At 51.6% G+C, this 25,465-nt stretch carries 25 protein-coding genes, 1 tRNA gene and 1 pseudogene; 16 read left to right on the forward strand and 11 right to left on the reverse strand.

Translation table 11 applies throughout. The features are described from left to right. Nucleotides 1–39: 39 nt before the first annotated feature. The 5 genes from dtd (at nucleotide 40) to M4I36_RS12275 (ending at nucleotide 4,009) form a co-directional block, all read left to right on the forward strand. Nucleotides 40–477 carry a D-aminoacyl-tRNA deacylase gene (dtd, locus tag M4I36_RS12255; protein ID WP_258112036.1) on the forward strand — a complete coding sequence of 146 codons (438 nt, stop codon included), beginning with the start codon at nucleotides 40–42 and terminating at the stop codon, nucleotides 475–477. A gap of 19 nt (nucleotides 478–496) precedes the next feature. Further along, nucleotides 497–1,141, forward strand: coding sequence for an MBL fold metallo-hydrolase (locus M4I36_RS12260; RefSeq protein WP_258112037.1), 645 nt, complete (start codon nucleotides 497–499; stop codon nucleotides 1,139–1,141). A gap of 117 nt (nucleotides 1,142–1,258) precedes the next feature. Beyond that, a tRNA-Sec gene (locus M4I36_RS12265) sits at nucleotides 1,259–1,355 on the forward strand. A 13-nt stretch (nucleotides 1,356–1,368) separates the two neighbouring features. Then, entirely contained in the window at nucleotides 1,369–2,640 is a 1,272-nt protein-coding gene (locus tag M4I36_RS12270; protein WP_258112038.1) for an O-antigen ligase family protein, read from the forward strand. Nucleotides 2,641–2,761: 121 nt separating this feature from the next. Continuing rightward, nucleotides 2,762–4,009 carry a glycosyltransferase family 2 protein gene (locus tag M4I36_RS12275; RefSeq protein ID WP_258112039.1) on the forward strand — a complete coding sequence of 416 codons (1,248 nt, stop codon included), beginning with the start codon at nucleotides 2,762–2,764 and terminating at the stop codon, nucleotides 4,007–4,009. A gap of 160 nt (nucleotides 4,010–4,169) precedes the next feature. Here the strand turns inward: M4I36_RS12275 and M4I36_RS12280 are convergent. Continuing rightward, a pseudogene (locus tag M4I36_RS12280) lies at nucleotides 4,170–6,266 on the reverse strand (heavy metal translocating P-type ATPase); the annotation flags it as partial. Nucleotides 6,267–6,560: 294 nt separating this feature from the next. Between M4I36_RS12280 and M4I36_RS12285 the strand changes: the two are divergent. Continuing rightward, complete coding sequence (locus tag M4I36_RS12285; protein WP_258112041.1) at nucleotides 6,561–6,932, forward strand: hypothetical protein; 372 nt, start codon at nucleotides 6,561–6,563, stop codon at nucleotides 6,930–6,932. Between the two features lie 18 nt (nucleotides 6,933–6,950). Here M4I36_RS12285 and M4I36_RS12290 read toward each other — a convergent pair whose 3' ends face one another. The 7 genes from M4I36_RS12290 to M4I36_RS12320 all read right to left on the reverse strand — a co-directional run bounded on the left by M4I36_RS12290 (nucleotide 6,951) and on the right by M4I36_RS12320 (nucleotide 12,370). Then, complete coding sequence (locus tag M4I36_RS12290) at nucleotides 6,951–7,439, reverse strand: YhcN/YlaJ family sporulation lipoprotein (RefSeq protein ID WP_258112042.1); 489 nt, start codon at nucleotides 7,437–7,439, stop codon at nucleotides 6,951–6,953. 15 nt (nucleotides 7,440–7,454) lie between these two features. Beyond that, nucleotides 7,455–7,655 (reverse strand): hypothetical protein, encoded by a 201-nt coding sequence (locus tag M4I36_RS12295; protein WP_258112043.1) that lies wholly within the window; start codon nucleotides 7,653–7,655, stop codon nucleotides 7,455–7,457. 74 nt (nucleotides 7,656–7,729) lie between these two features. Then, nucleotides 7,730–8,311, reverse strand: a complete 582-nt coding sequence (locus M4I36_RS12300; protein WP_258112044.1) for a hypothetical protein — start codon at nucleotides 8,309–8,311, stop codon at nucleotides 7,730–7,732. Nucleotides 8,312–8,313: 2 nt separating this feature from the next. Continuing rightward, on the reverse strand, nucleotides 8,314–10,167 hold the full coding sequence (locus M4I36_RS12305) for a cytochrome c oxidase subunit I (RefSeq protein ID WP_258112045.1): 1,854 nt from the start codon (nucleotides 10,165–10,167) through the stop codon (nucleotides 8,314–8,316). A gap of 105 nt (nucleotides 10,168–10,272) precedes the next feature. Then, a complete protein-coding gene (locus tag M4I36_RS12310; protein WP_258112046.1) occupies nucleotides 10,273–11,079 on the reverse strand; it encodes a cytochrome c oxidase subunit II in 807 nt (268 codons plus the stop codon). A gap of 5 nt (nucleotides 11,080–11,084) precedes the next feature. Continuing rightward, nucleotides 11,085–11,726, reverse strand: coding sequence for a cupredoxin domain-containing protein (locus M4I36_RS12315; RefSeq protein ID WP_258112047.1), 642 nt, complete (start codon nucleotides 11,724–11,726; stop codon nucleotides 11,085–11,087). 101 nt (nucleotides 11,727–11,827) lie between these two features. Next, nucleotides 11,828–12,370: a sulfocyanin-like copper-binding protein gene (locus tag M4I36_RS12320; RefSeq protein ID WP_258112048.1), complete on the reverse strand. Its 543-nt coding sequence runs from the start codon at nucleotides 12,368–12,370 to the stop codon at nucleotides 11,828–11,830. Between the two features lie 213 nt (nucleotides 12,371–12,583). On the opposite strand from M4I36_RS12320, the gene M4I36_RS12325 reads away from it, so the two are divergent. The 5 genes from M4I36_RS12325 (at nucleotide 12,584) to M4I36_RS12345 (ending at nucleotide 17,848) form a co-directional block, all read left to right on the forward strand. Continuing rightward, the gene (locus M4I36_RS12325) at nucleotides 12,584–13,558 is read left to right on the forward strand and encodes a quinone oxidoreductase family protein (protein ID WP_258112049.1); all 975 of its coding nucleotides are present in this window, start codon (nucleotides 12,584–12,586) and stop codon (nucleotides 13,556–13,558) included. Then, nucleotides 13,555–14,787 carry an MFS transporter gene (locus M4I36_RS12330; RefSeq protein WP_258112050.1) on the forward strand — a complete coding sequence of 411 codons (1,233 nt, stop codon included), beginning with the start codon at nucleotides 13,555–13,557 and terminating at the stop codon, nucleotides 14,785–14,787. Before M4I36_RS12325 ends, M4I36_RS12330 begins: the two co-directional genes overlap by 4 nt. Nucleotides 14,788–14,931: 144 nt before the next feature. Beyond that, nucleotides 14,932–15,366 (forward strand): hypothetical protein, encoded by a 435-nt coding sequence (locus M4I36_RS12335; RefSeq protein ID WP_258112051.1) that lies wholly within the window; start codon nucleotides 14,932–14,934, stop codon nucleotides 15,364–15,366. Between the two features lie 420 nt (nucleotides 15,367–15,786). After that, a complete protein-coding gene (locus tag M4I36_RS12340) occupies nucleotides 15,787–16,350 on the forward strand; it encodes an NYN domain-containing protein (protein WP_258112053.1) in 564 nt (187 codons plus the stop codon). Further along, nucleotides 16,340–17,848, forward strand: a complete 1,509-nt coding sequence (locus M4I36_RS12345; RefSeq protein WP_258112129.1) for an MFS transporter — start codon at nucleotides 16,340–16,342, stop codon at nucleotides 17,846–17,848. The genes M4I36_RS12340 and M4I36_RS12345 overlap by 11 nt, the downstream gene beginning before the upstream one ends. 56 nt (nucleotides 17,849–17,904) lie before the next feature. Here the strand turns inward: M4I36_RS12345 and M4I36_RS12350 are convergent, their stop codons facing one another. After that, nucleotides 17,905–18,567: a DedA family protein gene (locus M4I36_RS12350; protein ID WP_258112054.1), complete on the reverse strand. Its 663-nt coding sequence runs from the start codon at nucleotides 18,565–18,567 to the stop codon at nucleotides 17,905–17,907. A gap of 342 nt (nucleotides 18,568–18,909) precedes the next feature. On the opposite strand from M4I36_RS12350, the gene lgt reads away from it, so the two are divergent. The 3 genes from lgt to M4I36_RS12365 all read left to right on the forward strand — a co-directional run bounded on the left by lgt (nucleotide 18,910) and on the right by M4I36_RS12365 (nucleotide 21,232). After that, the gene (lgt, locus tag M4I36_RS12355; protein WP_258112055.1) at nucleotides 18,910–19,755 is read left to right on the forward strand and encodes a prolipoprotein diacylglyceryl transferase; all 846 of its coding nucleotides are present in this window, start codon (nucleotides 18,910–18,912) and stop codon (nucleotides 19,753–19,755) included. A gap of 323 nt (nucleotides 19,756–20,078) precedes the next feature. Beyond that, the gene (locus M4I36_RS12360; RefSeq protein WP_258112056.1) at nucleotides 20,079–20,516 is read left to right on the forward strand and encodes a hypothetical protein; all 438 of its coding nucleotides are present in this window, start codon (nucleotides 20,079–20,081) and stop codon (nucleotides 20,514–20,516) included. Between the two features lie 26 nt (nucleotides 20,517–20,542). Further along, the gene (locus M4I36_RS12365) at nucleotides 20,543–21,232 is read left to right on the forward strand and encodes a GGDEF domain-containing protein (RefSeq protein ID WP_258112057.1); all 690 of its coding nucleotides are present in this window, start codon (nucleotides 20,543–20,545) and stop codon (nucleotides 21,230–21,232) included. Between the two features lie 357 nt (nucleotides 21,233–21,589). On the opposite strand, the gene M4I36_RS12370 is transcribed toward M4I36_RS12365, so the two are convergent. Next, a complete protein-coding gene (locus tag M4I36_RS12370; RefSeq protein WP_258112058.1) occupies nucleotides 21,590–22,804 on the reverse strand; it encodes a cation:proton antiporter in 1,215 nt (404 codons plus the stop codon). A gap of 137 nt (nucleotides 22,805–22,941) precedes the next feature. After that, nucleotides 22,942–23,709 carry a TSUP family transporter gene (locus M4I36_RS12375; protein WP_258112059.1) on the reverse strand — a complete coding sequence of 256 codons (768 nt, stop codon included), beginning with the start codon at nucleotides 23,707–23,709 and terminating at the stop codon, nucleotides 22,942–22,944. A 151-nt stretch (nucleotides 23,710–23,860) separates the two neighbouring features. Between M4I36_RS12375 and M4I36_RS12380 the strand changes: the two genes are divergently transcribed. Both M4I36_RS12380 and M4I36_RS12385 read left to right on the forward strand, forming a co-directional pair. Next, nucleotides 23,861–24,406 carry a GNAT family N-acetyltransferase gene (locus M4I36_RS12380; protein ID WP_258112060.1) on the forward strand — a complete coding sequence of 182 codons (546 nt, stop codon included), beginning with the start codon at nucleotides 23,861–23,863 and terminating at the stop codon, nucleotides 24,404–24,406. An 89-nt stretch (nucleotides 24,407–24,495) separates the two neighbouring features. Continuing rightward, nucleotides 24,496–25,458: an AAA family ATPase gene (locus M4I36_RS12385; RefSeq protein ID WP_258112061.1), complete on the forward strand. Its 963-nt coding sequence runs from the start codon at nucleotides 24,496–24,498 to the stop codon at nucleotides 25,456–25,458. The last annotated feature ends 7 nt before the right edge of the window (nucleotides 25,459–25,465 follow it).

The following is a 25,465-nucleotide window of genomic DNA, read 5'->3' on the forward strand; positions in this document are numbered from 1 at the left end:
TGAGGCAGTGAGATCGGTGTGAGGGGGTGTGAGTAGAGAATGAGAGTCGTTGTTCAACGGTCTGGTCCAGCAAAGGTGTGGGTCGATGACCGTGTGGTTGGCGCGATAGACGGCGGACTCGTCCTCTTGGTGGGAGTTACTCACGGGGATACAGAGCGGGATGTCGACTATCTCGCAGAGAAGACGGCACACCTGCGCATTTTTGAAGATGAGTCCGACAAGATGAACCGGAGCGTACTTGATGTCGGCCTGTCCATCTTGTCCATCTCCCAATTTACCTTGTATGGAGATTGCCGCAAAGGGCGCCGGCCGAATTTTATGGAGGCGGCCTCACCGCATTTAGCCGAGCCGCTGTATGATTCCTTTAACCAAGCTCTCCGGCGACGAGGCCTCACCGTAGCCACGGGTGTGTTCGGCGCCATGATGAAAGTAGAATTGGTCAACGATGGTCCAGTCACATTGTTGCTCGAAAGTTAGTGGTCGAGGAGGAAAAGGTATGCACATTCGAAAGTTTGTCGTCTCTCCCGTTCAATCCAACTGCTACGTTGTTTCGGAATCTCAGGAGAGGGGTGCACAAGCAGTCCTTATTGACCCTGGTGACATCCATCTCGATGCGGTTTTCTCCTACATTGAAGACGAAGGGTTGCGCCTCGTGGCCAACTGGAACACGCATGCTCATTTCGATCACGTTGCAGGCGCCAACCTCGTCCGCTCGAAGTATGGTATCTCCGCTTGGCTTCACCCAGATGACTTGGTTGTCTGGGATGCGGTTCCCGCATCGGTCTTGCGATTCACTGGCGAGACCGTCGCCCCGCTCCTGCCGCCCGAACAAGAGTTAAGGGATGGCATGGAACTGCGCCTCGGCGATTTGACCTTTCAGGTCATGTCGACACCAGGGCATTCACCGGGATCGGTCATCTTGTATGATGAAACCGTCGCGTTTACTGGCGACACCTTGTTTGCAGGCACGATTGGCCGCACGGACTTGCCACATTCGAGTTCTCAGCAGATGGAAGCATCGTTGCAGAAGCTGTGGTCCCTGCCCGAATCTCTCCGCTGCTATCCTGGTCACATGGGGGAGACGACGCTTGCCTCAGAGCGGCAGTCCAACCCGTTTTTGTTAGCGCATCGTCCGAGGTAGGTACAACCTGAGACTCATTCTCTGCCAGCGCGGTACAGAAACCACCGTGAGGAGTGAGTCCGCCGTTTGCATGATGCCGGGAAACTGGCTATACTCGGACAAGCAAACTGTTCCCGAGGGAGCGGATGGGGTACTGGTGTCCTTCCCGGTCTTCAAAACCGAGTGCGTCCGGTGGTGCCGGATGGGTGGGTTCGATTCCCACGCGCTCCCGCCAAGGAGATAGGCGTATGCAGGTGTTCTTCAAAAAATTCGAAAGCAGCAGTCCCTTGCGTTCTCGACCGGATTCACAGAACCGTTTTGGGGCGAACATCGTTCGATGGTGTCTCTATCTGTTGTTGGCGTATCCAATTGTGGATTATGCCATGGTTCGTTATGGTCTGCCTTTCGACCATTCGTGGAGTTCCATCGTGCTGGTCTTACTCGCACTGGTCGCGGTGGTTCGCTATGCACAAGGCTACCGTCCAGAAACCTTCTTTTGGTCGAAGTTTGCAGCATGGTACATTGTCTTTTGTTTGGCGTTGCTGATTATCGGAACTCCGAGCAGCAACGTCGATTATGGAGCTTTTTTTATTGATGTGAAGTACATTTTCGTGGGTCTTCTCCTGCCTTATCTCGTAGAGCCTGAAGAAGTTTTGAGCTACCTGTACGTAGGCGCCGTCGTTTCCCTCTTGCTCGGGCTGGACGGCGTCTTTCAATATATCACGAAGGTTCCAATTCCTGTCGGTTGGACGGATGTCGGCGAGCACGTGCGGACACGCGTCTTTTCGGTCTTTGGTTCGCCCGCGGAGTTTGGTGCGCATATGGAGATGGCGGTTCCGCTCTTTCTAGGGCTGTTTGTCTATGACCAAGACTCTCGGCGTCGCTGGCTTTACGCGCTCGGAGCAATAGCTGGACTCGCCACGTTGCTGTTTACTTACGATCGCGGTTCGTGGCTGGGCCTATCTCTCGCTGCACTTTGTGTGGCGGTCTTTTACGACCGTCGAATTTTTGTCGGACTACTGCTCGCCCTGCTGGTTGCCTGGTTTGTCCCATCGATTCACCATCGCATTGTCGATTTGTTCAGCCCCGTATACTGGATGAAGTCTTCGGCGGGTGGACGAATCATGCGCTGGGAGACGGCGTTTAACCGCATGTCTAGAAATCCATTGTTTGGCGTGGGACTCGGCAAATATGGAGGAGGGTTAGCTTCCGTCTACCACTTTTCCATTTATTCGGACAATTACTACGCAAAAATTCTTGGCGAGTCTGGCCTTGTTGGATTGGTGCTCTTTGTTGGGATGCATCTCGCGATTGTGCGCGAGATGGTCCAGACGGTCGTTCGGCGGGCTACCGGCGCCACGCGCTATTTAGCACTGGGTGGCTTGATTGGGACGCTATCGATGCTGATTCACAGTTTTGTCGAGAATCTGTTCGAATACTCCGCGACGGCTGTGTTTTACTTTTTGATGATTGGCTTGCTGTTGCTCTGGGGCAGAGTCTTGGATAAGTCGAAGCAATAAGGTATGATAGTGGCGATGCCTGTGTCCATCTACTCTGGCAGGAAAGTATTGAATTTTAGGCGGTACTGGTTTGCCTGACGTTGAATGGAGAAACAGCATATCGAATTCGTGGAGGATCGCGATGAATTCTGTCTATGTTTTCGTTGGCCTACTGTACTTGGTGTTGCTTATCATCACCGTGGTCACATCGATATATCAATTTGCTTTCTCGCTGTTCGGTATCAAAGAGGGAAGGACGGCTGTGGCGTCCCCGCCGGTTAAGCGTTTTGCAGTCATCATTCCTGGTCACAATGAAGAGCGTGTCATAGGACCTCTGATTGAGAGTATCAAGGCGCAACATTACCCGATGGAGCTCATTGACATTCATTTGATTGCCGATAATTGCACCGATCACACCGCAGATGTAGGACGCAAGTACGGTGCCATTGTGCACGAACGGTTTGACCCGGTTCATGCTGGAAAGGGCTATGCCATAGAGTGGATGATCGGTCAATTGCGCACGTATGGAGAGGCATACGACGCAATCGTCATGTTTGATGCAGACAACTTAGTGGACGCAGACTTTTTATCCATCATGAATGACAAGCTGTGCCGTGGTCATCGCGTGATTCAAGGCTATTTGGGGGTAAAAAATCCTTTTGACACTTGGGTCAGCGTGTCTCTGGCACTGTCTTATTGGTATGACAATCGCATGTGGCAGCACGCCCGGCAAAACTTAAACCTGCCTTGTGCTCTGGGTGGCACTGGGCTGTGCATTGACTACAACTTGCTTCAAGAGATGGGCTGGGGAGCTACGGGTTTGACGGAGGACTTAGAGTTCGGGGTGCGCTGTGTGGAGCGGGGAGTCATTCCCACATGGGCTCACGAAGCCAAAGTCTTTGATGAAAAGCCGACTACGTTCTTCGCCTCGTTCCGTCAGCGCTTGCGCTGGCAACAGGGCCACTTTCAATGCGCGCATGACCACATGTTGCCGCTTTTCATTCAAGGCATCAAGGAGCGTAATTTGAGCAAGTTTGATACGGCAGTATATCTGTTTCAGCCAATGCGTGCCATCATTGTCCTGATGATGTCCGTCATACTCTTTGTAGCGGATTATCTTCTGCCCGCTCGAATTGCACATTTGATGATTTATCCACTTCCTGAAGAAATTTTGATTGTCACAGGTGCTGTGCTGTTTCTCCAAATTCCTTTTACGCTCTTGTTGGAGCGGAGCAATTGGAGAGCTTATTTTGGACTCGTCATCATGCCACTGTTTTTGTGGACATGGGGACCAGTTTCGCTGCATGCGTACTTCACAAGGAACAATAAAAAATGGTATCACACTGTGCACAAACGCTCTCTGCGCTTGAGTCAAATTAAGGACAGCTAAAAGGGAAAGGCTGCGTGTTCAAAGAGCATCGGCACCGCACATCTCTCAGCGAGAGACCCTGCGGTGCCGATGCTCTTCTGTTTCTAAAACTCTACGCCGTTGCCTGCTGGCAAAGCATCACTTATCTGTAGACTGCAAAGCGAATTCTGCGGAGAAGAAGACTGTTTAGAACCACCGTGACAGAACTCAGAGCCATTGCTGCGCCCGCCAGCATGGGATTGAAAAATCCAAGTGCCGCAAAAGGTATGATGATTAAATTGTAGAGTAACGACCCGAATAAATTTTGCCGAATCTTCCTCCTCATTTTCCTCGCAATGTCAAGAGACTCGAGAATTTTAGTTGGCTGACCTTGAACAATCGTGATGTCTGCGGTCTGGAGTGCCAACTCTGCGCCCGTGCCGAGAGCGATGCCTAGATTGGCGGTTGCAAGGGCAGGCGCGTCATTGATGCCGTCTCCAACCATCGCCACGACTCTCCCAGACTCCTTGAGGCTCTGAATGAGGCGAACTTTGTCGTCGGGTCGAGCATCGGCCGTGATGCGTTCAATCCCGACTTGTTGTGCGATGTTTTGGCAAGCAGTCACATTGTCTCCCGAGACAAGATGAACCTCGAGTCCAAGTCGTCGCAGACGCCGAACGGCGGTCACAGCGTCTGGTTTGAGTGGGTCGTAGAGCGCCATGACCCCCACAGGAATCCCGTCTCGTACGACCACCACAACGGACTTTCCTTCTCGTTCCCAAGCTTCTACGTGTTCTTGAACGCCCCGTTCATAAAGCCTGTGAATGGCCCATTCCGCTCTGCCAATGCGGACCGATTTTCCGTCGACCATTCCGATGATTCCCTGGCCTACGAGGTTCTCTGCGTTTGTTTCGTTGGAAAAAGAAACGCCTTGCTGACGAGCAAATTTTTGAATGGCCACAGCAATCGGATGCGACACGGAGGATTCGAGACGGGCTGCTGCCGCGAGGACGGTGTTTGAGCGCACACCGGGAATTGTCCAGAAGTCCGTGACCGTCATTTTCCCTTCGGTAAGAGTTCCGGTTTTGTCCAAAACGACGGTATCGATATCGAGAGCGCGCTCCAAACACTCGGTGCTACGAACCAAGATGCCCCGGCTCGCCGCAACGCCAGTGCCGACCATGATGGCGGTCGGAGTCGCGAGTCCGAGTGCACAGGGACAGGCGGCGACGAGAACGCTGATGGCAGGTAGCCAAGCGTGCGGCCATCCAGCGCTGACCCCTTGGTAGAGGTACGTTGCCAGGGAAGCCAGCAGCACAGTCGGTACGAAGAGCGTACTGATGGTATCTACGAGTCGTTGTACAGAAGCTTTTGAGCCCTGAGCTTCTTCCACAATTCGAATCATTTGTGCGAGAGCAGTGGCGGATCCTGTTCGTGTAATGCGCACTAAGATGGGTGCTTCGTAGTTGAGTGCCCCGCCAATCACAGGGTCTCCGGGACGTTTCTGCAGTGGCGTGGTCTCTCCCGTCAAGAAGGATTCATCCACCGTGCTCACGCCTTCGATGATCTGTCCATCTTGAGGAACCGTTTCTCCCACCGCGACGGCGACGATATTGCCGACCGACAAGTCGTCCACGGATACCTCCCGGACGCCACTGTCGCTAAGGAGGCGCGCGGTTGGAACGGATCTCTGTAGGAGGGCCTCCATCGCTTGGACGGAGGCCCTCTTGCCTCGTCCCTCCAAGTACTTGCCGATGACAATCGTGGTAATGACGGTGGCGGAGCAGTCGAAATAGACGTCTGTATGACCGCTGGCGAAGGACACCACACTGTAGAAGTAAGCGACGGTCGAACTGATGGTGACCAATAAATCCATAGTCGCGTGACGCGTTCGTAGAGCAGACCAAGCGCCTTGATAAAATCGTCGACCGATATAGAACTGCACCGGTGTAGCCAGTATCCACTCTGTCCATACGGGCATAAACGAGTAGCCGAACAGCATGGCAGTCATTTCGAGCACGAGCGGGATGGTTAACACCAAAGCGAGCCACAATTCGTTGGCGTCCGTGTTTTCAGTGCGGACTTGACGAGACGAACTTGCCCGCACCGTCCGGTCGACTGGCTCTGCGCCGTATCCCGCTTTTTGCACGGCACTGAGGATGGCAGGCAGTGCGTCTGCTCCAGAAAAGTGACCCAGTACGACCGCGTGTTCCGTCGCTAGGTTGACGCGCGCGTCTTCCACTCCGGGAACCCGCTTGACGACCTTTTCAATCCGTGTGGCGCACGCCGCACAGTGCATGCCCGTGATAGCCAAGTCGATTTGTTCTAACTCGGCTTTGGCCGCAGATGATTCCAAGCCGTGTCCCCCCTCCCTGTCCAGTGGGCTCCGCCCAATGTGCGAGGCGGCAATGAGCAACGCTCGCGGTCACGACGGGTGGCCCACTTAGTACATGCTATTCAAGGCATGCTCGGACATGTCAGGTGGGTAGCGCTGTTCGCGTAGGTAGGTCTGCTACTATTTGGCCGCCACCGGGAAAGTATGCAGTAGAGGCACTGCGGTGATAATGACCACAGAAGAACAGGGGGGAGCTGTATGCAGGATAATTTGCATCATCCGATTGTCGACTTCATTCTCAAAGCGTTTTTGGCGATTGTCGTAATAACTGGAGCAAATGCTGTGTTTACTCTGTATGACTACTACTGGGAAATTGTCGTCACGGGTATTGCCGTCGCCATCATTGGCGTGGCTTTGGATTGGCTTGTGCTGCCCCGGATGGGCAGCTTTCCTACTCTTTACGTCGACAAGATGGCGTTTCTCATCGTCATTTCCTTACTTTCTCTGGGTCTCAGTCAGTTCACGATTGTTCCTTTTTACGTGGCGGAAGGCATTGCCATCCTTCTTGCCGTGTTTGAGGGATGGCTCCACCGATTGGTGATGCCCGGTGGATTTCGCCTGGAGCGATAGCGTTGTCCGTTCGGCTGTTCAGTGAGCGTTGGGAAACACCCGCTCGATGTCGTTCATAATCAAGTTGCTTCCCATCTTTTCTGCGTGTTCGCGCGCGACCGCAAATTGATGGAAGTGGTTGACCAGACTTTCATCGCTGCTCACATACACTCGCTTGATGGTGGGAGCAGTGCTTCGGATAATCCGCTGTGCGTCCCTTTGGGCTTGTTTAGCATGGACTCGAGTCGTTGCCAAGGCAACATAAGCACTCTGGTGGCGCTGAAGTACCGTTACGTCGGAAACATCCTGCACACTCGAACGAATTTTTGCGGCGAGGTCTTGACGAGGGACAAAGGCCGTATGATTGTCTCTTGTCTCAAAGGGTGCGTTCGTGTCTTTCAGTTGAGTTACCCGGACACTGGCACTGTCCCGGTCACGGACCAGTCCGCACCCCGTGGCCGCCGTGAGAATCATCGCCACGATGAGCACGGAGTGAGATAATTTTCGGGAATGTGTCGCGTTCCACATGTTCGGTGACCTCCTTCACTCTTCGTCATCGTATTCGTCGTGCTGTTCGTCTCCCCGCAGTCTGACAAAATCACGGTCAACGCGAAGCGCCACATTGCTCAAAAACCACAACAGAAGCGCCATCACTCCAAGTTGGAATATCCACCAAACGAGATCCCACCAATTGGGCATTCCAGGACTGTAGGGGATATAAAAAGGTGCAGTTGGCCATGTCATTAATAAGCCCCTCCATTGTCGCGTCTATTCGCTCATTTTTCCTTATGCCATGTCCAGAGAAAACTCCCCGGACTTTAGAGCACGTCGAGAATAAAAAACAGATATGTCCAAGCGACCGCATTGAATGAAAAAACCCACGTGGCTGCTTCCAGACTCCACGGATTTTCAGCGGTGATGAGACGTTTGCCGATGCGTATCCAGACGCCGAAAACGACCAGAAACGAGATACACGCGTAAAACGAGGCAACGCCTAGACACGTCAAGTCGATTTCTCCAAAGCGGCTCATCCCATCAAAACTGTGATACCAGAGGGGAAGCAACAAAGTGATGAGAGCAGAGAGACAGAGCAGCAACGTCAGTGCCAGTTGTGTTTGTGCGCGAGCGGGCTTGTGTTGGTGCAGGGACGAACGAGCCATGACGATGGGCACAATGCCTACCAGTAAGAGCAGTGCTGGCAGCAGTCCGCCCATCCAGATGTTCAAATTCGCGGGTTTTTCGCCGCCTGCAAGCATGTATCGGACATTGGTCAGCAGGTAATATGGAACACCCTGCGAGATGCAAAAGAGTACAATTCCGAAGCGGTTTTTGCGCAGTGCGCGGGCCGAGAGCCCGACGGCCGTGGCTCTCGAGTTATGGTCGAGCAGTTCGTGAGACATCTTCATTCGTCCTTTCGTGACGGACCGTCTGCCGCGTAGTCATAGAAACCAGTCTCGACACGAGGCAGAGGGTGAAAGTTCTTTTCACCAGGCTGTGCTTCTGTTTGCCATTCGAGTGTCTGTGCACCCCACGGATTTTTCTTTGCAGGCTTACCTCGGTTCCACATCCAGGCAATGTGCAAGAGATTGAACAAGAATCCAAGACCGAGCAAAAATGCGAACATCGACACGGAGAAGTTCATGCTTTGCAAATATACTGGATAGGCCGCAGCCCATCGATTCATGCCGCGAAGGCCCAAGAAAAACATCTGTCCAAATGCTCCGTTGAAGCCAACAAATACCCAAATGGCGCCCAGAATTGCGAGTTTTTCGTTGTACATCCTGCCCGACAGACGCGGCATCCAGTAGTATGCGACGGCTAGCCACGTGAAAATCATCGCGCCGATAATGGTGTAGTGAAAATGCGCAATGACAAAGAATGTATCGTGGGTTTGCAGGTTGACAACCGGGTCGGCCAAAAGTACACCTGTAATGCCGCCGATGAGAAAATTGAACATGCTCATCAGTACGAGAAGGGTCGGCGCCGTTAGACGCAACTTTGCCCGCCACAGAGTCCCAAGAACCACTAGATAGGCAAATCCAGTTGGGATGGAAATCATCTCGGTGAAGAAGGAAAACGGGAGCATCTCACTATTACGCATGTTCGTAAACATGTGATGGGCCCAGACCAACCCGCTAAAAAGCATTACGAAGACGAGGCCTAGCACTCCCCACTGGCGAGCGAAGAGCGTTTTTTGACCCATCACCGGGATAATCTCCTGCCAGAGGGCGAAGGCTGGTACCACGATGATGTAGACCTCCGGATGGCCAAAAAGCCAAAATGCTTCCATGTAGGTGAGAGGTGTACCGACTTCGGCGAAGAGCGGAAATGGCACAATGTTGTTGAGCAAAGCTAGAACGAATGTCATTTGAATTTCTGGAAGCCAAATGATGTTGAGCAGGCTCACAGCGAGAATTCCCCAGGCATACATAGGAAGGCGGTTCCAGGTAAGGCCTGGTGCGCGTTTGAAGAGAATCGTCGCAGTTAAATTGATGGATACCATGAGCGACGAGGTGGTGAGTGCAAATACACCCAAGTAGTAAAAGACAATACCCGATGGGTCCTGTCCCGAGAGTGGGGCATATCCGCGCCAGCCCGTGTCCCAAAGACCTAAAAGGGGACTCAACACGACGGTCGCTACGCCCGCCGGAAGAAGCCATTGACTGAGCCCGGACAGGCGTGGGAAAGCGGACGAGTTGGCTCCTATCATCATCGGAATGAAGTAGTTCCCGAATCCGCCGACGAGAGCTACCGTGCCCACAGAGAACATCATGACGGTTCCGTGGATCCCGACCGTGGCCAAGTATGACCCGGGATTGCTGAACACCCACAGCTTGGCGTGCATCAATTCAAGGCGCATGAGCATTGCCGCAAAGCCAGCGACAAAGAAGCTGCCAGCGGTCGAAAAAATGTACTGCAATCCGACCACCTTGTGATCGGTGCTGAACATGAAATACCGCCGCCAGTCGTTTGGGACGTCCCACTCGACAGGATAGCCGAAGTAAGGTCGTACAATCACTTCCCAACCGCCTACGCCGAGGAGCCATCCAATCAGCGCTGCAGCCCAGCCGATGGCCACGGAGGGACGGGTGATAAACGGATCGAACGGTTGGCGGTCTAAGATTTGACTGACCAACGTATTGAACACGAGGAAGCCGATGGCGGCCCACAACAATCCGCGGACAAGTGGCGGCAGCATGCGCCGACGGTGTTCAGCGAGTTGACTGCTGCCTAAATCCGTGACATGGGAACTCATGGAAAACTCTCCTTTGCGGCCAGCGTCAGACGTGCCGACCGAATGATGCAGAAAACGGTCCAGGACCGAAACGGGTTTACTTTCTCGGCGAACACAAGAAAGGGATTACGATTGTTGCAGTTTCTTTTGGACCTGAATCCATTTGGCGAAGTCGGTTTGAGAGACCACGTGGACCGGTGCCTCCATGTACGGATGCCCGGGTCCGCACACTTCCGCACACTGTACGCGAACCATGGGGTCCACATCGTAGGATGTGATTTTGTTGGTATGCACGTATTCGTAGCGCGTCTCACCAGGAATGATGTCCTGTTTGAGGCCAAACGCCGGCACCCAGAAGTCGTGGATGACTCCGATATAAGGGGCGTACGTGTGATACGGGTCATAGGAGCGCAGGACAAAGCGCACATTTCGGTTCACCGGTAAATAGAGCGTGCTGTTTCCATTGGTGTCTTGTGCGTACTGAATTCCGTATTGTGGGTAGCTGAAAATCCACTCCCACTGGCGGGCGGTGACATTGACAACGAGATCGTTTCGGTTGAAGCGGGCTTCTTCGCTGTTGAACATCTGCTCCACAGCCGAGGCCGATGGATGTACGAAGAAGAGAATGTTCAAGGCGATGCTGAGAATCACCCAACTGCCGATGAACAGCTTGTTGTCACGAAACTGGTGTCGAGACAGGATGGGCTTGTTCGAGCGAGATCGAAACCGGATGGCATTGTAGACGAGTAGCACGATGACGAAAGAGATGACCGGGACGAGTACGGTCAAGATAAAAGCGACCGCCTTTTCGCCAGCTATGGCCTGTGCACTCGCTGTGTAGTAATAGAGACCCAGGTGCTCCAAGGCGTGCAGTCCCCATTCTCCGAGGAGGGAGACAATCACCCAGATAATTGTAAACCAGAGGAGATCCATGTTCTTTACACCTGCTTCTGTGGGAGAATGGTGATTGTTCCACGCATGCCGTCCAAATAATGGATGTATTGCTGGACGAAGCAACCGTAATACCATTTTCCGGGCTTGTTCGGAACTGTGAACGTGATGTCAATTCCACCTTTGGGTTGAATGGTAGGACTGAAGTCTCCGCCCGTCTCGATGTTTGGTTTTGGTCCAATATAAGTTGGGATGGCTTTGTTGACGACTAAGTTATCCACGTGATTGGCGTGGCTGAAGGTGACGTGGACGCCGTCCCAAAAATCTTCCTTGAATTGCGTGGCGATCGGACCGAACGTGCTCGGTGTGTTGTCAAATCCGCGCCCAATCACCATTTCATGCCAATGTGTATCGCTCCGATTGCGAAGCTGAATGGTGACGCGGTCCCCCACGCGCCACGTGATGTGGCGAGGTTCGTAGTCGTAATCGAATTGGTAAATCCGGGTGATGGGTTCGTCAAGCTTGCGTCCGAAGACCGAGGCGGCAACTTCAGACACGGGCTTTTGCCAGAATAGAGCAAATAACCCGACAATAAAGGCGCATCCAAAGACGATGAAGAAGGTGCTTGCGCGCCATCTTGAATCGCGTTTGTTCATCCGCCGGTGCGATGAGGCAGAATGGTCTTGCATCGAGGAAACCTCCAGCGTCGTGGTGAGTAGACGGATGTACATCCAGTCAGTTGCAAAGATGAGTCTCGGAAATCCGTCACAGACGTTTCCGGGAGCATGGTTTAAACGCTTTTGACTTCGGCTTTGCCGCTTTGAGTCACGTTAAATTGTGCCCAGAGGCCCAGCGGAGTGTGAGTTGGATGGTGCGATGGGTAGCGGTAAAGCAGACTTTCCAGACGATAGTGACCGACTTTGTTCGCAGTAAAAGTCAATTTGGCAGAGTTTCCCGGCATGATTCCGGCGGTTGGACTATTGACAAGATTTGCAATGGCATCTCCGGAGCCTGGAAAAGCGACTTGCTGTTCCTTTGTGTAGACACCACTTGTGAACGGAATTCCTCCGTCATTTGTGATGTGAAGAATGACCTTGGACCCCACTGGTACTGAGATAAGTAGGTGCCCGTTGGCAAAGCCATTGTAGTTCGCGTCTAGATTTTCGCTCTTGTGGCCCATGCTTAAAAAGAGTTGGACGGTGTTCGCGGATGGATTGGCATCCATGATGGACGCGAGAGCTTGTTCCGCTGGACGTCCGCACGCGGTGAGCAACAGGGGAACGCCAACTAAGAGTGCTGCGACTTTCAGTTTTTTCCGCGGTCTCGTTTGCAATCACCTCACTTTGCCCTCTGTAGCTATAATTTCCCTCGAATTGAAATGTATACGCGGGAACGAAATATGGGCTAAAATTCTCGGTTAACAGGGGTTCTGGAATTTGCGTTACTTGATTAAAGTGAGTAGGCTGTCATCAAGAAGCATGGGTCTGTGTCCATACTGCCGCTCGTCTATGGGTTCGTCGATACACAGTCAGGAGGCGATTAGAGCATGAAAGCAGTGCGCATTGTCAGTCCTTGCAATCCACCGTCTGTCGAATTGACCGAGGTGCCGCGCCCGGAGAGTTGTGACGGAGATGCGCTCATTTCTGTGCATGCAGCGTCCATCAATCCGAGTGACGCGAAAAATGCCATGGGCTTTTTTTCAGAGACTCGATTTCCGCGCACTCCAGGTCGGGATTTTGCTGGAATCGTCGTTGACGGGCCAGCCAACTGGAGCGGGAAAGAAGTGTTCGGTATGCATGCCGAACTTGGATTTAAACGCGATGGAACGCATGCGGAATATGTGGTGGTTCCGTCCGCTTGCCTGGTGGAACGGCCGTCGCAGTTGCCAGCAGAGCAGGCGGCCGCTATGGGCGTGGTCTACAGCACCGCTTGGTATGGCGTGGTGCAGAAAGGTGAGGTCTGTGCTGACATGTCCGTGCTGGTGACGGGCGTCACAGGAAGCGTAGGACGAGCGGCAGCGGAAATTGCCGCGGCGCACGGGGCTCAGGTTTTTGGTACCATCCGCTCCGAAGCGGCGCGTCAAAGAGCACCCTTGCCCGTCCTGGCGGACATGGTCTCATTGGACGATCCCGCTTGGCCGACAAAGATTCGCGAATGGACCGGCGGTCGAGGAGTCGACGTAGTGTTTGATGCGGTGGGAGGTCCTCTCTTCAATCCCTCGCTGTCCTGCCTACGTCAGCGGGGGAAATATGTGGTTATCGCCTCTGCCGTTACGCCAAGTGTGTCGCTGAACTTAATCGATTTCTACCATCGAGAAGCGCATCTCATCGGTGTGGACAGTCTGAAATTAACTGCCGAGGAAACTCAGGCTGTGTTGACACAGGTCTCCACTTTGGTCTGCACAGGACGTTTGACACCGCCTACAGTTCATTGCTGCTCCTTCGAGGAAGCACCGCTCATGTATCAGCGGTTAGCTGCCGGAGAGGAGCATCGAAAATTGGTCTTGGTATCGGGTCGATGAGCGTCTTGAAACGCGGCGGTTCTTTTTGGACAGTACTTCTCGGTGCATACGTAGCGGGATTGGCTGGGACGATGGCACAGTTTGCTGATCCGCCCATTCTCCCAACACTCACCGCATATTTCCGCATTTCGTCTGCCACGTCTGGGTGGTTTATGTCCGTCTATGCCTTGGCGACTCTGGTGACCGCACTGCCCGCTGGCTTGGTTATCAAGCGGTTTGGAGAAAAACTAATGGGAGGAACGGGGCTTTGTTTGCTGGTCTTGGGTGAAGCGCTGTTTTGGTTCGAATTTTCGGCGCACTCTTTGACCGGAGTGCTCGTTGCGCGCGGACTGCAGGGGTTTGGTTTTGGCCTCGTCGCCGTGGCCGCACCTGCTTCGATTGCTGCTTTTATCTCCGAAAAGAGAATGTCGCTCGCGATGAGTATTTGGGCCACTTGGGTTCCATTTGGAAGTGTTCTGATGTTTTTGTTTGCACCTCTGTTGACCCATGATGGAGGCATCGCATCCCTATCGATTTTTCTCCTTGCGGCTTCTGTCGTTGCTTGCGCACTTTTTTGGGGTGCTATTCCCCGGCGCACAAAGGCATCTCTGAGATTGTCTCGACTGCCGTCAGAGTCAACCCCATCTCTTGCTGTGCTCATCCAGGCGTCATTTTCGGGCCGCCAGCGCATGATTTGGTGGGTGGCAAGTTCATTTGCTTGTTTTACGGTGGTGTTTTTCTCTTTCAATACCTTTTTGACTACATACTTGACGTCTAGGTACGCGCTGTCGCTGGTCTTTGCCAGTTCAATCGCGGCGGTGGCTAGTGTTGCCAATGCACTCGGCAACTTTCTTACTCATTTTGTGGCTAAGCGGTGGCGAAGGACTCTGTTTCTACTGCCCTCGTTACTACTTGCGGCGTCTTGGCTTGCTTTTGCTTGGGGGGATGTCGGGTGGAGTGTAACCGTCATTTTGTGGGTTGGCTTTGTCGGAGGTTTCATTCCCAGTCTCGTCTTTTCAGCGCCGCCTAGTCTGGCGCTCAGTTCGTCTTCCGTTCCACTGCTGACTGCAGTTGTGATTCTTGGCGAAAATATTGGCATTGTCGTCGGACCCGTCTTATTTGGGGCGGTGGCAGGCAAGTACGGCTTTGAACGAGCATTTCTCCTACTCATTCCTTTCAGCTTGTGGATGGGTGTCGGACTTTGGAGATTGTATCGTCAACAGAACGTTTCCCTATCTATCCATTCATGAGCACCATTGGGCTAATACAGACTATGGTGGAGGTTTTTTTTCGACTGCATCGGTGATATTGTGAAACCAATTGAATCTAGCCAATGGGAAGCAGGGGGCAACTTTCCGGCGACATCATCCGAAACTAGGCGGAGTGTGGCGGAGGTGACATCCTTGTCGTTTGCCAATTGTCGAATTTGTGGGAAACTCTTTTATCGGACGACCCGAGATATTTGTCTTGACTGTCGAACGGATGAAGAGGGAAAGTTTTTACGGGTAAAAAAGTACTTGCATGCGTATCCCAGCGCCACGATTGACGATGTCACATTGGGAACTGAAGTGGAGTTGAGGTTAATTATTCTCTGGATTGAGCAGAGGAAGTTGACTCTCGAGCAGAATCCAAATATCGTTCTTGAGTGTGAACGTTGCGGAGCAGACACAAGAACTGGACGCCTTTGCCCCGAGTGCCGCAGTGAGCTGCGGCAACAGCTTGTGCACCAAGATGAGCGGACTATGATGGGGGAACAGCCGTCTCTTGCCTCGGCAAAGTCCGAGCTTTCCGCTAAATATCACCTGTCTCGTCGCCGAGACAGGCGCTAGTCATCCCTGGCTTGCTAGGCCAATCGTCATGGTCGAGAGAATCGGGACTGTGTCGTTTTTGTTGTCGCCCACAATATTGGACGAATTAGGTCGTTGACAAAATTCGACCAGGCCACATATAATGAGGCCATGATAAGCTCTACAGTTCAGCAAAGGCCACACGCTCCGAGAGGAGTGTGTCAGGGTACTTTGTGAGGACTGTAGATTTTATTATAATGAGACGTATGCAGGAAAGAAAACAAGGTTTGCTTTTGCTTCTGGTATTATTAAGGCTTTGAATGTGACAGTCGGCTTCGAAGGCATAAAGGCGCAGACCTGCACATCAGGTTGTGCCTCCAGAGACGAGGTGGCCGACATCGACTGACTTCGCGAAGACGGGGTAGAATGGTGGATGGTGGTCGATGGGAAGGTTGGTGTTCGATGAATCGTTGCGCAGTTTTTATGGATGGAGGGTATATCGACAGTATTCACAAAGGTCTTGGAAGTCCACAAATTGATTTTGTGCAATTAGTCGAGAGAGCTACGGAGAATTGTCCATTATTGAGGGTGTATTATTACAACTGCCTTCCTTATCAATCACAAACTCCGACGGAAGTGGAGAAAAATCTCGTTTCCAGTAAACAGCGATTTTTTGCCGCAGTAAGCAAACTGCCTTACTTTACAGTTCGTGAAGGGAAACTGGCTTATCGGGGCCATGACCGGGAAGGTCGGCCGATTCTCGAACAAAAACGGGTCGATGTGATGCTTGCGACGGATTTGGTGATGCACTCCACCAAACATCTGATTTCGTATGCTATTTTGTTGGCAGGGGATAGCGATTTTATACCTGCTGTGGAAATTGCGAAGAACGAGGGTGTCAATGTCCACCTGTATTCCGTCGGTGGAGTCAGTGCGCGTCCTCATGATGAACTCATTATGGCGTGCGACCGACACACTATCATCTCACGAGAGGAATATTTAGCCTTTGAACGGCATGTCGGTTGACACAGGTCGACTTTCAAATGGGGTTCGGAGATGGCTGCTCGCTGTTCTGTTGGCAGCCATTTTTCTGGACGCCATGGATTATACCATTGCCAATACGGCTATGCCTGAGATTGTGCGCCATCTGGGCGGTGTTAGACTGTTCAATTTGGTTCTTGCGGTGTACACGTTATCTACGAGTTTGTTCCTTCCCTTGTTTGGGAGGCTTTGCGATCGGGTCGGACGCAAGCCGATGTTTCTGCTTGGACTGACCACGTTCCTTGTGGGTTCCATTCTGTCCGGTCTCAGTGCCAATATGGTGAGTTTGATTGTCTTTCGAGCCATTCAGGGGATTGGCGCTGGTGCGCTCGTACCAGTGACCCTAACGATTGTCGGAGACATCTACCAGGGGCAAGCGCGTGGTCGCATCCAGGGAGTCGTGAGTGCGGTTTGGACAAGCGCTGCGTTGCTTGGTCCTCTCGCAGGTGGGATACTCGTTGAGACTGTCGGCTGGAGGTATATTTTCTTTTTGAACATCCCCATATCAATTCCCGCACTGTTCTTATTTATTCGCTTCTATCCAACGAAGCGCATTCTGCAAACATCCTCCTCTTTTGACTTGCCTGGCTTCTTTTTGTTCACTGCACCGACGCTCGCGATGTTGTTAGGATTTATTTCTTTGGGTTACCCAGAAACGATTCCCACGGAAATGTCGTGGATACTGATTGCCTTGTCTGCCTTTGCCTTTTTCTTTACGGTGCGACACGGTCTTGATCGCCGAGAGGCATTCTTCCCAAGTTTTTTGTTTCGTCAGCGAATGGTGTGGGTGTCCAATTTCACCACGTTTTTGGCTACCCTGTTTATTGCTGGTGTCGAAATTTATACACCTCTTTGGATCCAGGGCGTCTGGAGGGAAACTCCAGTTGTATCGGGGTTATGTTTGGTGCCCGTATCTGTCTGCTGGACTCTCGGTGCTATTTGGAGTTCGCGCCTTCTTGCAGGACGGAGCATGCGCGTGCCGGTTTATCTCGGTGTTGGGCTTGTGTTTCTTTCCGCCACAGGGATGTTGCTCTTGCAGGTGGACAGTCCACTCATTCTGCTCGTGATGTGGCTGAGCGTCGGCGGATTTGGGATGGGTTTATGCACCACCATATTTACAGTTGTCATTCAGTCCGTGGTCGGTGATGAGCTGCGGGGGACTGCTACCTCCTCCAACACTTTTATGGTGTCGGTTGGCCAAACATTCGGTGTGGGACTGTGCGCGTGGATGTGGAGTTCCACGTTGGCACGCCAAAGTGCGCGCGTGCATGGCGTATCCTTAGAGACGGTGCGACGCTTTCTGTCCGTTGCCTCTGAGGCGCCGGCCCAATCCGTCATCAAAAGTGTCGTCTATGCAGTGTCTTCCGCACTGCACCATGTCTATATTGTGACGTTCGTCGCAGCCGCTTTGGCCGTGCTCTGTGCCTTGTTCATTCCCTCGCGCCAGTTGTTTTCTCATGACCAGTCGGAGAATCACGGATAGTCACCGTCTCAGACAATCTGCTGACCTTTCGCTAAAGTCGGGTTTTTGGACGCGGGTCACATTCCGGGTTTGTCGGTGGGCTGGACGTCTTTGTCTTCTTTTTTTTGCCTAGACAAGTTTTTCATGGAGTGACTCATTTTTCGGTGGAAATACACGTAGGCGACAATGAGAATGGCCGCGATTGCAATGGCTGGAATCAAGTCTGTGCGCCAGTTGCGAATGACGATGCCGACGAGGGCAGCTAGTGCTCCACCAGCCGCTAAAAAAGTGGTCGTCCAAACGGCGGACATAACTAAGATGATTGGGATGAATACGCGCAATCGCACCTTTTGAATACCAGCGATATATGGGACAATATCTCGGGCCACAGGAATATAGCGCGACACAATGAGTGTCAAAATGGTGTACTTTTCGAACAAGATTTCGCTTTGCTCCAGCCGCTCGGGAGTCAGAAACACGTATTTTCCATATCGGAGGATGACGGAGCGGCCTAGAGTTCGACCGATGACATAGGCTATCATGGCCCCGGAAAACGTACCTAAAGTCGTAGCGACAATCATCCAAGGCAGTTGCAGATGGTCTGCACCGCTCCGCCACAAAGCGCCAGCCGTCGTCAGAGTTGTTTCGCCAGGGACGATGAGAATGAGATATTCAAGTAGCAGCATGGCATACAGGCCAACGTATCCATATTCGGTAATCAGTCGTGTGATATCGCTCAATGCATCGGTGCCACCTTCCCGAGTCGGGTACGTTCCCTTAGGATAACAGAGATTGCTCCTACTGCGTAGCTTTAGAGACAAGTTGAAAAAGAGTGTCACAAAGTCCTCATACCCTCGTTTCATCAGTCGTCGTCTGCGTGTCTATGCTGTAAAGAAGAGTTCGGACGCCCGTCATTCGCGCTTCGGTCTCTGTGATATGCGACTTCTTGGGACAATTCATGGTATATTCAAATCGGTGTGCTTTCCATAACTTTGGTGTACGGTCGTTGTATTTCTGGTCTCGGGCACACGGCCGAGCGTTTTAGGGAGACAAAAAGAGTGTGGACAAGGAGGAAGTAGAACGTGCATTCCTATTGGTTTTGGATTGGGTCGTTTCCGGTCCGGTCTTATAGTACGATATTCGCCGCAGCATTCTTGCTCGGCTTTGGAGTAACTCTGTACTTTGCAAAAACTCGAGGTAAACCTGGCGATGCAGAACACTGGTGGAATTTGGCGCCGCTCTGTTTGCTGGGCGGTATCGTCGGTGCGCGCGTATGGCAAGTATTCTTCTTTGACTGGCCTTACTACAGAGCACATCCTGGCCAAATCCCTCTCATCTGGCATGGAGGATTGTCCATTCAGGGTGGTATCGTCGGAGCTTGTGCGATTGGATATTGGTATTTGAGACGGCACAAGTTAAGCTTTTGGCGTTTTGCCGATCTCGGTGCACCTGGCATCCTGCTTGGTCAGAGTATCGGTCGTGATGCCGACTTTATGAATGGCAGTGCTTACGGCGCTCCAACTCATCAAGGCTTTGGTATTGTCTTTCCGCCAGGCACGCTGGCTCATGCACAATATGGTTCACATCCGCTGTGGCCGGCGGTCATTTGGGAAGGCCAAGCGGATGTCATTCTTTTTGCCGTACTCTTGATTCTCATGCAGCGAAAAAAAGGTTGGCCTCCTGGATTTGCCATTGCCTATTACTTAGTGGCTTACGACACGCTGCGTTTTTTCATCGAGATGTTGCGTGGGGACTCCCCGCGATTTGCGTTGGGATGGGACGCTGCTCAGTACACCGCATTGCCGATGATTGCCATCGGGATCGTCATTTGGATCTATGGATTTCGCAAGAAAAGACGTGTCTTGCTTGATGGAAGTGAAGTGGAGGATTTTACGAAGAACTCCGATGAAGATTCGACCGAGCAGTAAGCTTGCCATTCTGTCTCTGTATTCCCATGGCGAAGGCGAGCCGTGCCCACGTGCATGAAGAAGGTGCTTCGAAGCAATGCTTCGTTTTGCAGTGGATGGCTTTTGGTGCCTTCGCCTTGACGGGTGGAATTTGCATCATCCAGAAGGAATTTGTGCGAATGCGGCGAAGTAGTGCAGTGATAACTCAGTTGAAATGATGTGAAATTTGATTTGGATTGACGGTCGCATGCAGTCTATCCTTGCATTTGTTGGACTGTTGGAGAACCGTGTTCTTGTTGGTGCAATAAGGCGCCGCTTCGTGAATGGTATTGGAGGGAGACAGAATGACCGACGACAATCATCAGGTCTTTCCCGAGCGACTTGTTTCTCATGGAACCACAGATGTCTTGTGGATGCTGGAAGAACTTAAAAACTATGAGTGGTTAGAGCAATGTACCGTCAAAGCTATGGAGAGTCAATCGGTACTGCAATTGATGGAGAACGTTCGCGCATTGTTTCTGGAACGGTTTGATTTTGACAGGTTTGGAATTCTCCTCGGTGCCTTTAATGACCGCTATTGTGTCATTCACGAGTTAGTCACCCGGGACGGAGTGGAACCTATTCCAGTTGGCTCACTCATGATTGTTAAAAATACCGGTTTGGAGTGGGTTTATCGACATCAAGTGCTGCATTACAACCCGGACTTAATGTCTCATCCCGAATTTGTGGAAGACGAAGAAATGGTTCGGCTTGGACTTCGCAGCATGTTCGCATTCCATTAGTCTTCCAAAAATCTGTGTTCGGAGTCATGACGTTAAAAATATCCCATGCGGATTTCTATTCGCCTGCGGACTTGCGACTGATGGAGAAAGTGGCTCTGCGCCTCAGTGTTTTTCTCCATTCTGCGAAATTAGTCTATGAATTGCGGCAACAGGCATACACGGATGCTTTGACGGGAACGTTGAATCGTCGCTTTTTGAGCGAGTTGGAGGAAGTTTCTAAATCCTCAGGCGGTAGTGGTGTTCTCGACTACTTAGAGCAACACGCTGGGTTTTCCTTTGAGGAGAGCGAGGCAGTTTCCGTTCTTTTTGTCGATATTGACTCGTTTAAGTCGATGAATGACGAATATGGTCACGCGATGGGAGACAAGTATCTCTTTGAAGTAGCCAAACTCCTGCTTGGGTCCGTTGACAAGAAAGGTTTTGTCGTTCGCTATGGTGGGGATGAATTTATCGTTGTACTTCCAGGAGTACCCTTGCATGAAGCAGAGCAGCATGCACAATTACTCAGGCAACGGATGAAAGCCGGCGAGTTTGTGGTCGATTTGCGCGCAAGTTCGATAACCTTCGATACAACGTTGTCCATTGGCTGTGCATCGGGTCAGTGGTCAGAGCTTTCCGATATTCTAAAACGCTCGGATGAAGCGATGTACGTGCGAAAACAAGGTGCGGAGACCCTCGAACTTCTCCGCGGAGAGAGTACTGGTCGACTGATGTGACGTTTTTTTGGTTCTAGTCATCCTCGGTGTCGTTCGTGAGCACGATAGTCAACGTGAAATTGGTTGACAGCGCCGCACTCAGGGCACTGGAGTTGGACACCAAGTCCTACAACACCCTCGTCATTTGCAGCGGATGTTACGGAAATAGTCGCCGATACTTCATGTCCGTGACCAATGTATAAATTTCCGCAAATGTCGCCTGCCCATGACATTGTATGCCCACAAAGGTGGCAACTGTGTTGGTTGTGGATTTCTGGCACGTGATTCATCCTCTCAGACTTTCTCCAGTTAATGCCTAGTGTATCTTACCTAGGTATTTTATATCCGTCTTTCTTTGTCTAACACTCCCTTTCTTCGTCATGACATGTTCGTGGTTGGCTTCTTGAGAACGGTGACAAAAGCCACGGGTGCAATCAGTGCCGTAATGGCCGCTACCAAGAGAATACCGTCGGCGAGCTCCTCTGGAAGTAAATGGAGAGACACGCCGAGTTGGGCGGCCGCCGCGATCAGCGACAGTCTTGCAGATAGCAGACAACCAGCCGCCAAGGATGCGCGCTGACCGTGTTTCTTTGCTAGCATGAGTGCGGGAATGATTTTTGAGAGTACGGCAATCACGAGCAGGAGCGGCAACCAAAGAAGTGCGTCTCTCGACTGAAACGTTCGTAAATCGAAGTCCATACCGACAGACAAGAAAAATAGTGGTATGAGAAAACCGTAGCCAAGGCCGTGACTGTATTCTCGGATTCGAGACTTTTCTCGACTTGGGAGTGCGGCTACTAGCATGCCGATGAGAAAACTTCCGAGTATTGGCTCGGCGCCCGTTGCGTCCGCCAGTAGACAGGTGGTTCCCAAAATAGCTAGTATTGCTCTGAGGCGAGCTTTGGCGTCGCCAGCCCATGCTCGGACTTTAGGAAAACGCTGAATGGCTCTGAGTACCAGATAGAGGATCGCGGTGAAAGGAAGAATGGCCAGCGTCCGCAGCGTCATACCGGGGCCGTCTCCCGATACGTGGCCGACGAATACCGATAGAAGAACCATCGTTAAAAAATCCGATAAGAGTGCTGTCGTCAAAATGGCTTGGCCGTAGGACCCGTGCACTAAATTCATCTCTTCGAGTACAGGTAATACCACGCCGAGAGACGTGGTGGTAAACAAAAGGCATAGGTAGTATGGGTTGGCGGAATGTGCAAATAAGGTTACGAAAGTATTCGAAAGTAAGAATGAGATGAGGAACGTCGAAAAAAACAACAGAGAGCCAACCCAGATAGGACTTCTCTGACTTTCGGACGCATTTTTCGGTGGGACTTGCTCTTTGCGCTGAAAAAGCATGGTAGTTAGGTCGATTTCCAGACCGGATACGTACATCAGGAAGAGAAGTCCAAACTCCGCCAAATGATTGATCCAATCCCGTAACGCGTCAGATAAAGGAATCCATCCCGTCTGCAGAAGAATACCAAAGAGTAGGTATGATACAGTAGTGGGAATTCGAAGTACAGGAATTCGACTGGTCAAGAGACTAAATGCATATCCGGTTGCAAGAATCAACAGAAAGGATGCCGTGGTCGAATTCATTTCAACACCTCACCTCACTCTAGTGCATGGTATGTCCTTCTGGGACAAAACATCCCCGAACGTTTTGTGCACTAGGTCGGAAGAACGCTATGCGAAGCGAAGTGTGTGAAATGGTCGTCTAGAGGTGTCGGACATGCTCAGTGTGGGATGAATAATTGATACAATTGTTGGCTAATCATGGCAAATGTGATACAAATAAAGATAGGGCGAATATATTTGACCCCGTGTCGGATGGCCACTTGAGACCCTGTGAAGGCACCTATCATCATTCCGGCACCGAGGATGAATCCGTCGGCATACGCCACATCTCCTGCGATAACAAAGGTCAGAAGAGCACCGATGTTAGAGGCAAGATTGACGGACTTTGCATTGCCGGATGCCTGGATGTAGTCGAATCCGAGCAAGAGAAAGCTTAAAATGAGAAAGGAGCCAGTGCCAGGTCCAAAAAATCCGTCATAGAACCCAAGCAGTGCCGATGCAACACAAGCACCCATAAAAGTGGCTTTACGACCTTCGATATAGGTGTTCACGGTACCTAGGCGCCTGCGTACTATCGAGTAGGCTGCGACCACGACGAGCATGATGACGACAATCGGCCGCAAAAAATCGGGAGATATGTGCCGAACCACGGTCGCACCTAAAATGGCTCCCACAAAACCGAACGGCACTAACCAGCGGATTAAGCGGAAATGCACATGTCCGGTTCGGGCGTAGTTCGTAAAACTCGTTACAGCAGACATGGTACCACCAAGTTTATTGGTTCCAAGCGCAATCGTGGGTGGTAATCCCAGAAGCAGGAGAGTGGGTAGCGAAATGAGTCCGCCTCCGCCGACAGAGGAGTCGATGAATGCTGCGACGAATCCAAACAACAGCAAAATTGAATCCGTGACCCAAAATGTGTGCACAAGAGCCCTCCTGAGGGGAGACATGGGGCAAACATTCGTTGCGAACCTCATTGTAATCGACGGTTGCGTATGGGGCAATGCAATTTGACATGCGTGACTGGACATTCTAACGTAGACGACACTCTGTGTTCTCGAAAGGGGTAGAATTGCATTGAAAGATTGGTATGAAGCTTTGGAGTCCTATTTTCCAGAGAGTGAAATGAAGCATCGCGGACAAATGGAAGAGCTTCTTGAAAAGCATGAAGCGTACTTTAAACATGTTACGGACGATGTTGTTGTGACGTACGCAGACTTCCCCGACTGTGTCTTCATTGATTATCTCTTGGTCAAGCCAACGGCACGCGGCCGCGGAGTTGGGGGAGCTGTTCTGGATGCGTTTAAGCGCAAAAATAAAATCATCATTGTTGAAGTGGAGCCAGAAGAGGCTGAGGATGCAGATACCGTTCGGCGTGTGCGGTTTTATGAGCGGCATGGCTTCGTCCGCGCAGATAGAATCGATTATGTGCGGGAGACACAATCCGGTGAGCCGATTCCAATGGACATTTACTATTGGAGCCCGGCAGATGTCTCCGAAGAGACTATTCTTCAACAGATGGCCACGATTTATCAAGAAATACACAATTTCAAAGCCAGTAAGTATTATCGTAAACCTTTAGCGGACTCGGACGACGTCTTGACCTTGAAATCTTTAGACTAGTTTTATGCGGTTTTCCTTGGAGCAACTTGGTTTCGGGGCGCCGTCGCGTCTTTTAGGTGGCTTGGAGAACCGAGAGTGGGGGAGATACTGTGTCGGATATTCAGTCTATGCAACAGAAACTAGGGAGAGTATTGCAGGTGACCGCAGAGAGAATGGTTGGACAGTCTCTGGTCACACGTCACGCATTTGCAGCATGCCTGGCCGGGGGGCATGTGTTGTTCGAAGATGTTCCTGGTACTGGTAAGACGACCTTGGCCCTCACTCTCGCACAAACGCTCGGACTGACTTTCCGGAGAATCCAAGGGGCTCCGGATTTGTTGCCGAGCGACGTGACAGGAACCATGATTCTCCAACCAGGCACGGGTACTTTTGAATTTCGACCAGGACCAGTTTTCACTCAGCTCTTGTTGATGGATGAAATTAATCGTGCCACGCCGCGAGCGCAGTCCGCACTGCTCGAAGCGATGGCTGAGCGCCAGGTTTCTGTAGATGGTGAAACAAAGTCCTTACCACGCCCATTTTTTGTGCTGGCAACCGCCAATCCCGTAGAGTCACAAGGAGTATTTCCGCTTCCTGAGGCACAACTCGATCGATTTTTGGTTCAGCTAAAACTCGGATACGTGACTGAGACCGAGGAAATAGAGATGGTCAGACGGCAAGAAAGCGGTCGTGGAGGTATTGTTTCTTCTGTGATGACGGCGGATGAGCTTATCCTTGCTCAGCAACTGCTTTCTAAAGTAACTATTGCAGACGATGTTTTGCAGTATTTAGTTCGAATGTGCCGAAAGACTAGAGAGCGCTCGGACGTAATGCTCGGAGCCAGTCCACGTGCCGTGATCGCACTGACAAAATTTTCGCAAGCATTGGCTATGCTTGAAAATCGCGACTTTGTCACACCCGATGATGTCCGTGAAGCGTGGTTTCCAGTGTTGCGTCATCGACTGCGCTTGGAGTCTTGGGACATTGATCGCGGCAGCGTAGCTGCTGAAAAAATACTTCAGCAAGTGTTGGATGCTGAGCCGGTTCCGTCAGAATTTGTGGAGGCAAAGTGAGGTGTCA

The sequence above is a fragment of the Alicyclobacillus sp. SP_1 genome (assembly GCF_024706985.1).
GTDB lineage: Bacteria > Bacillota > Bacilli > Alicyclobacillales > Alicyclobacillaceae > Alicyclobacillus_I.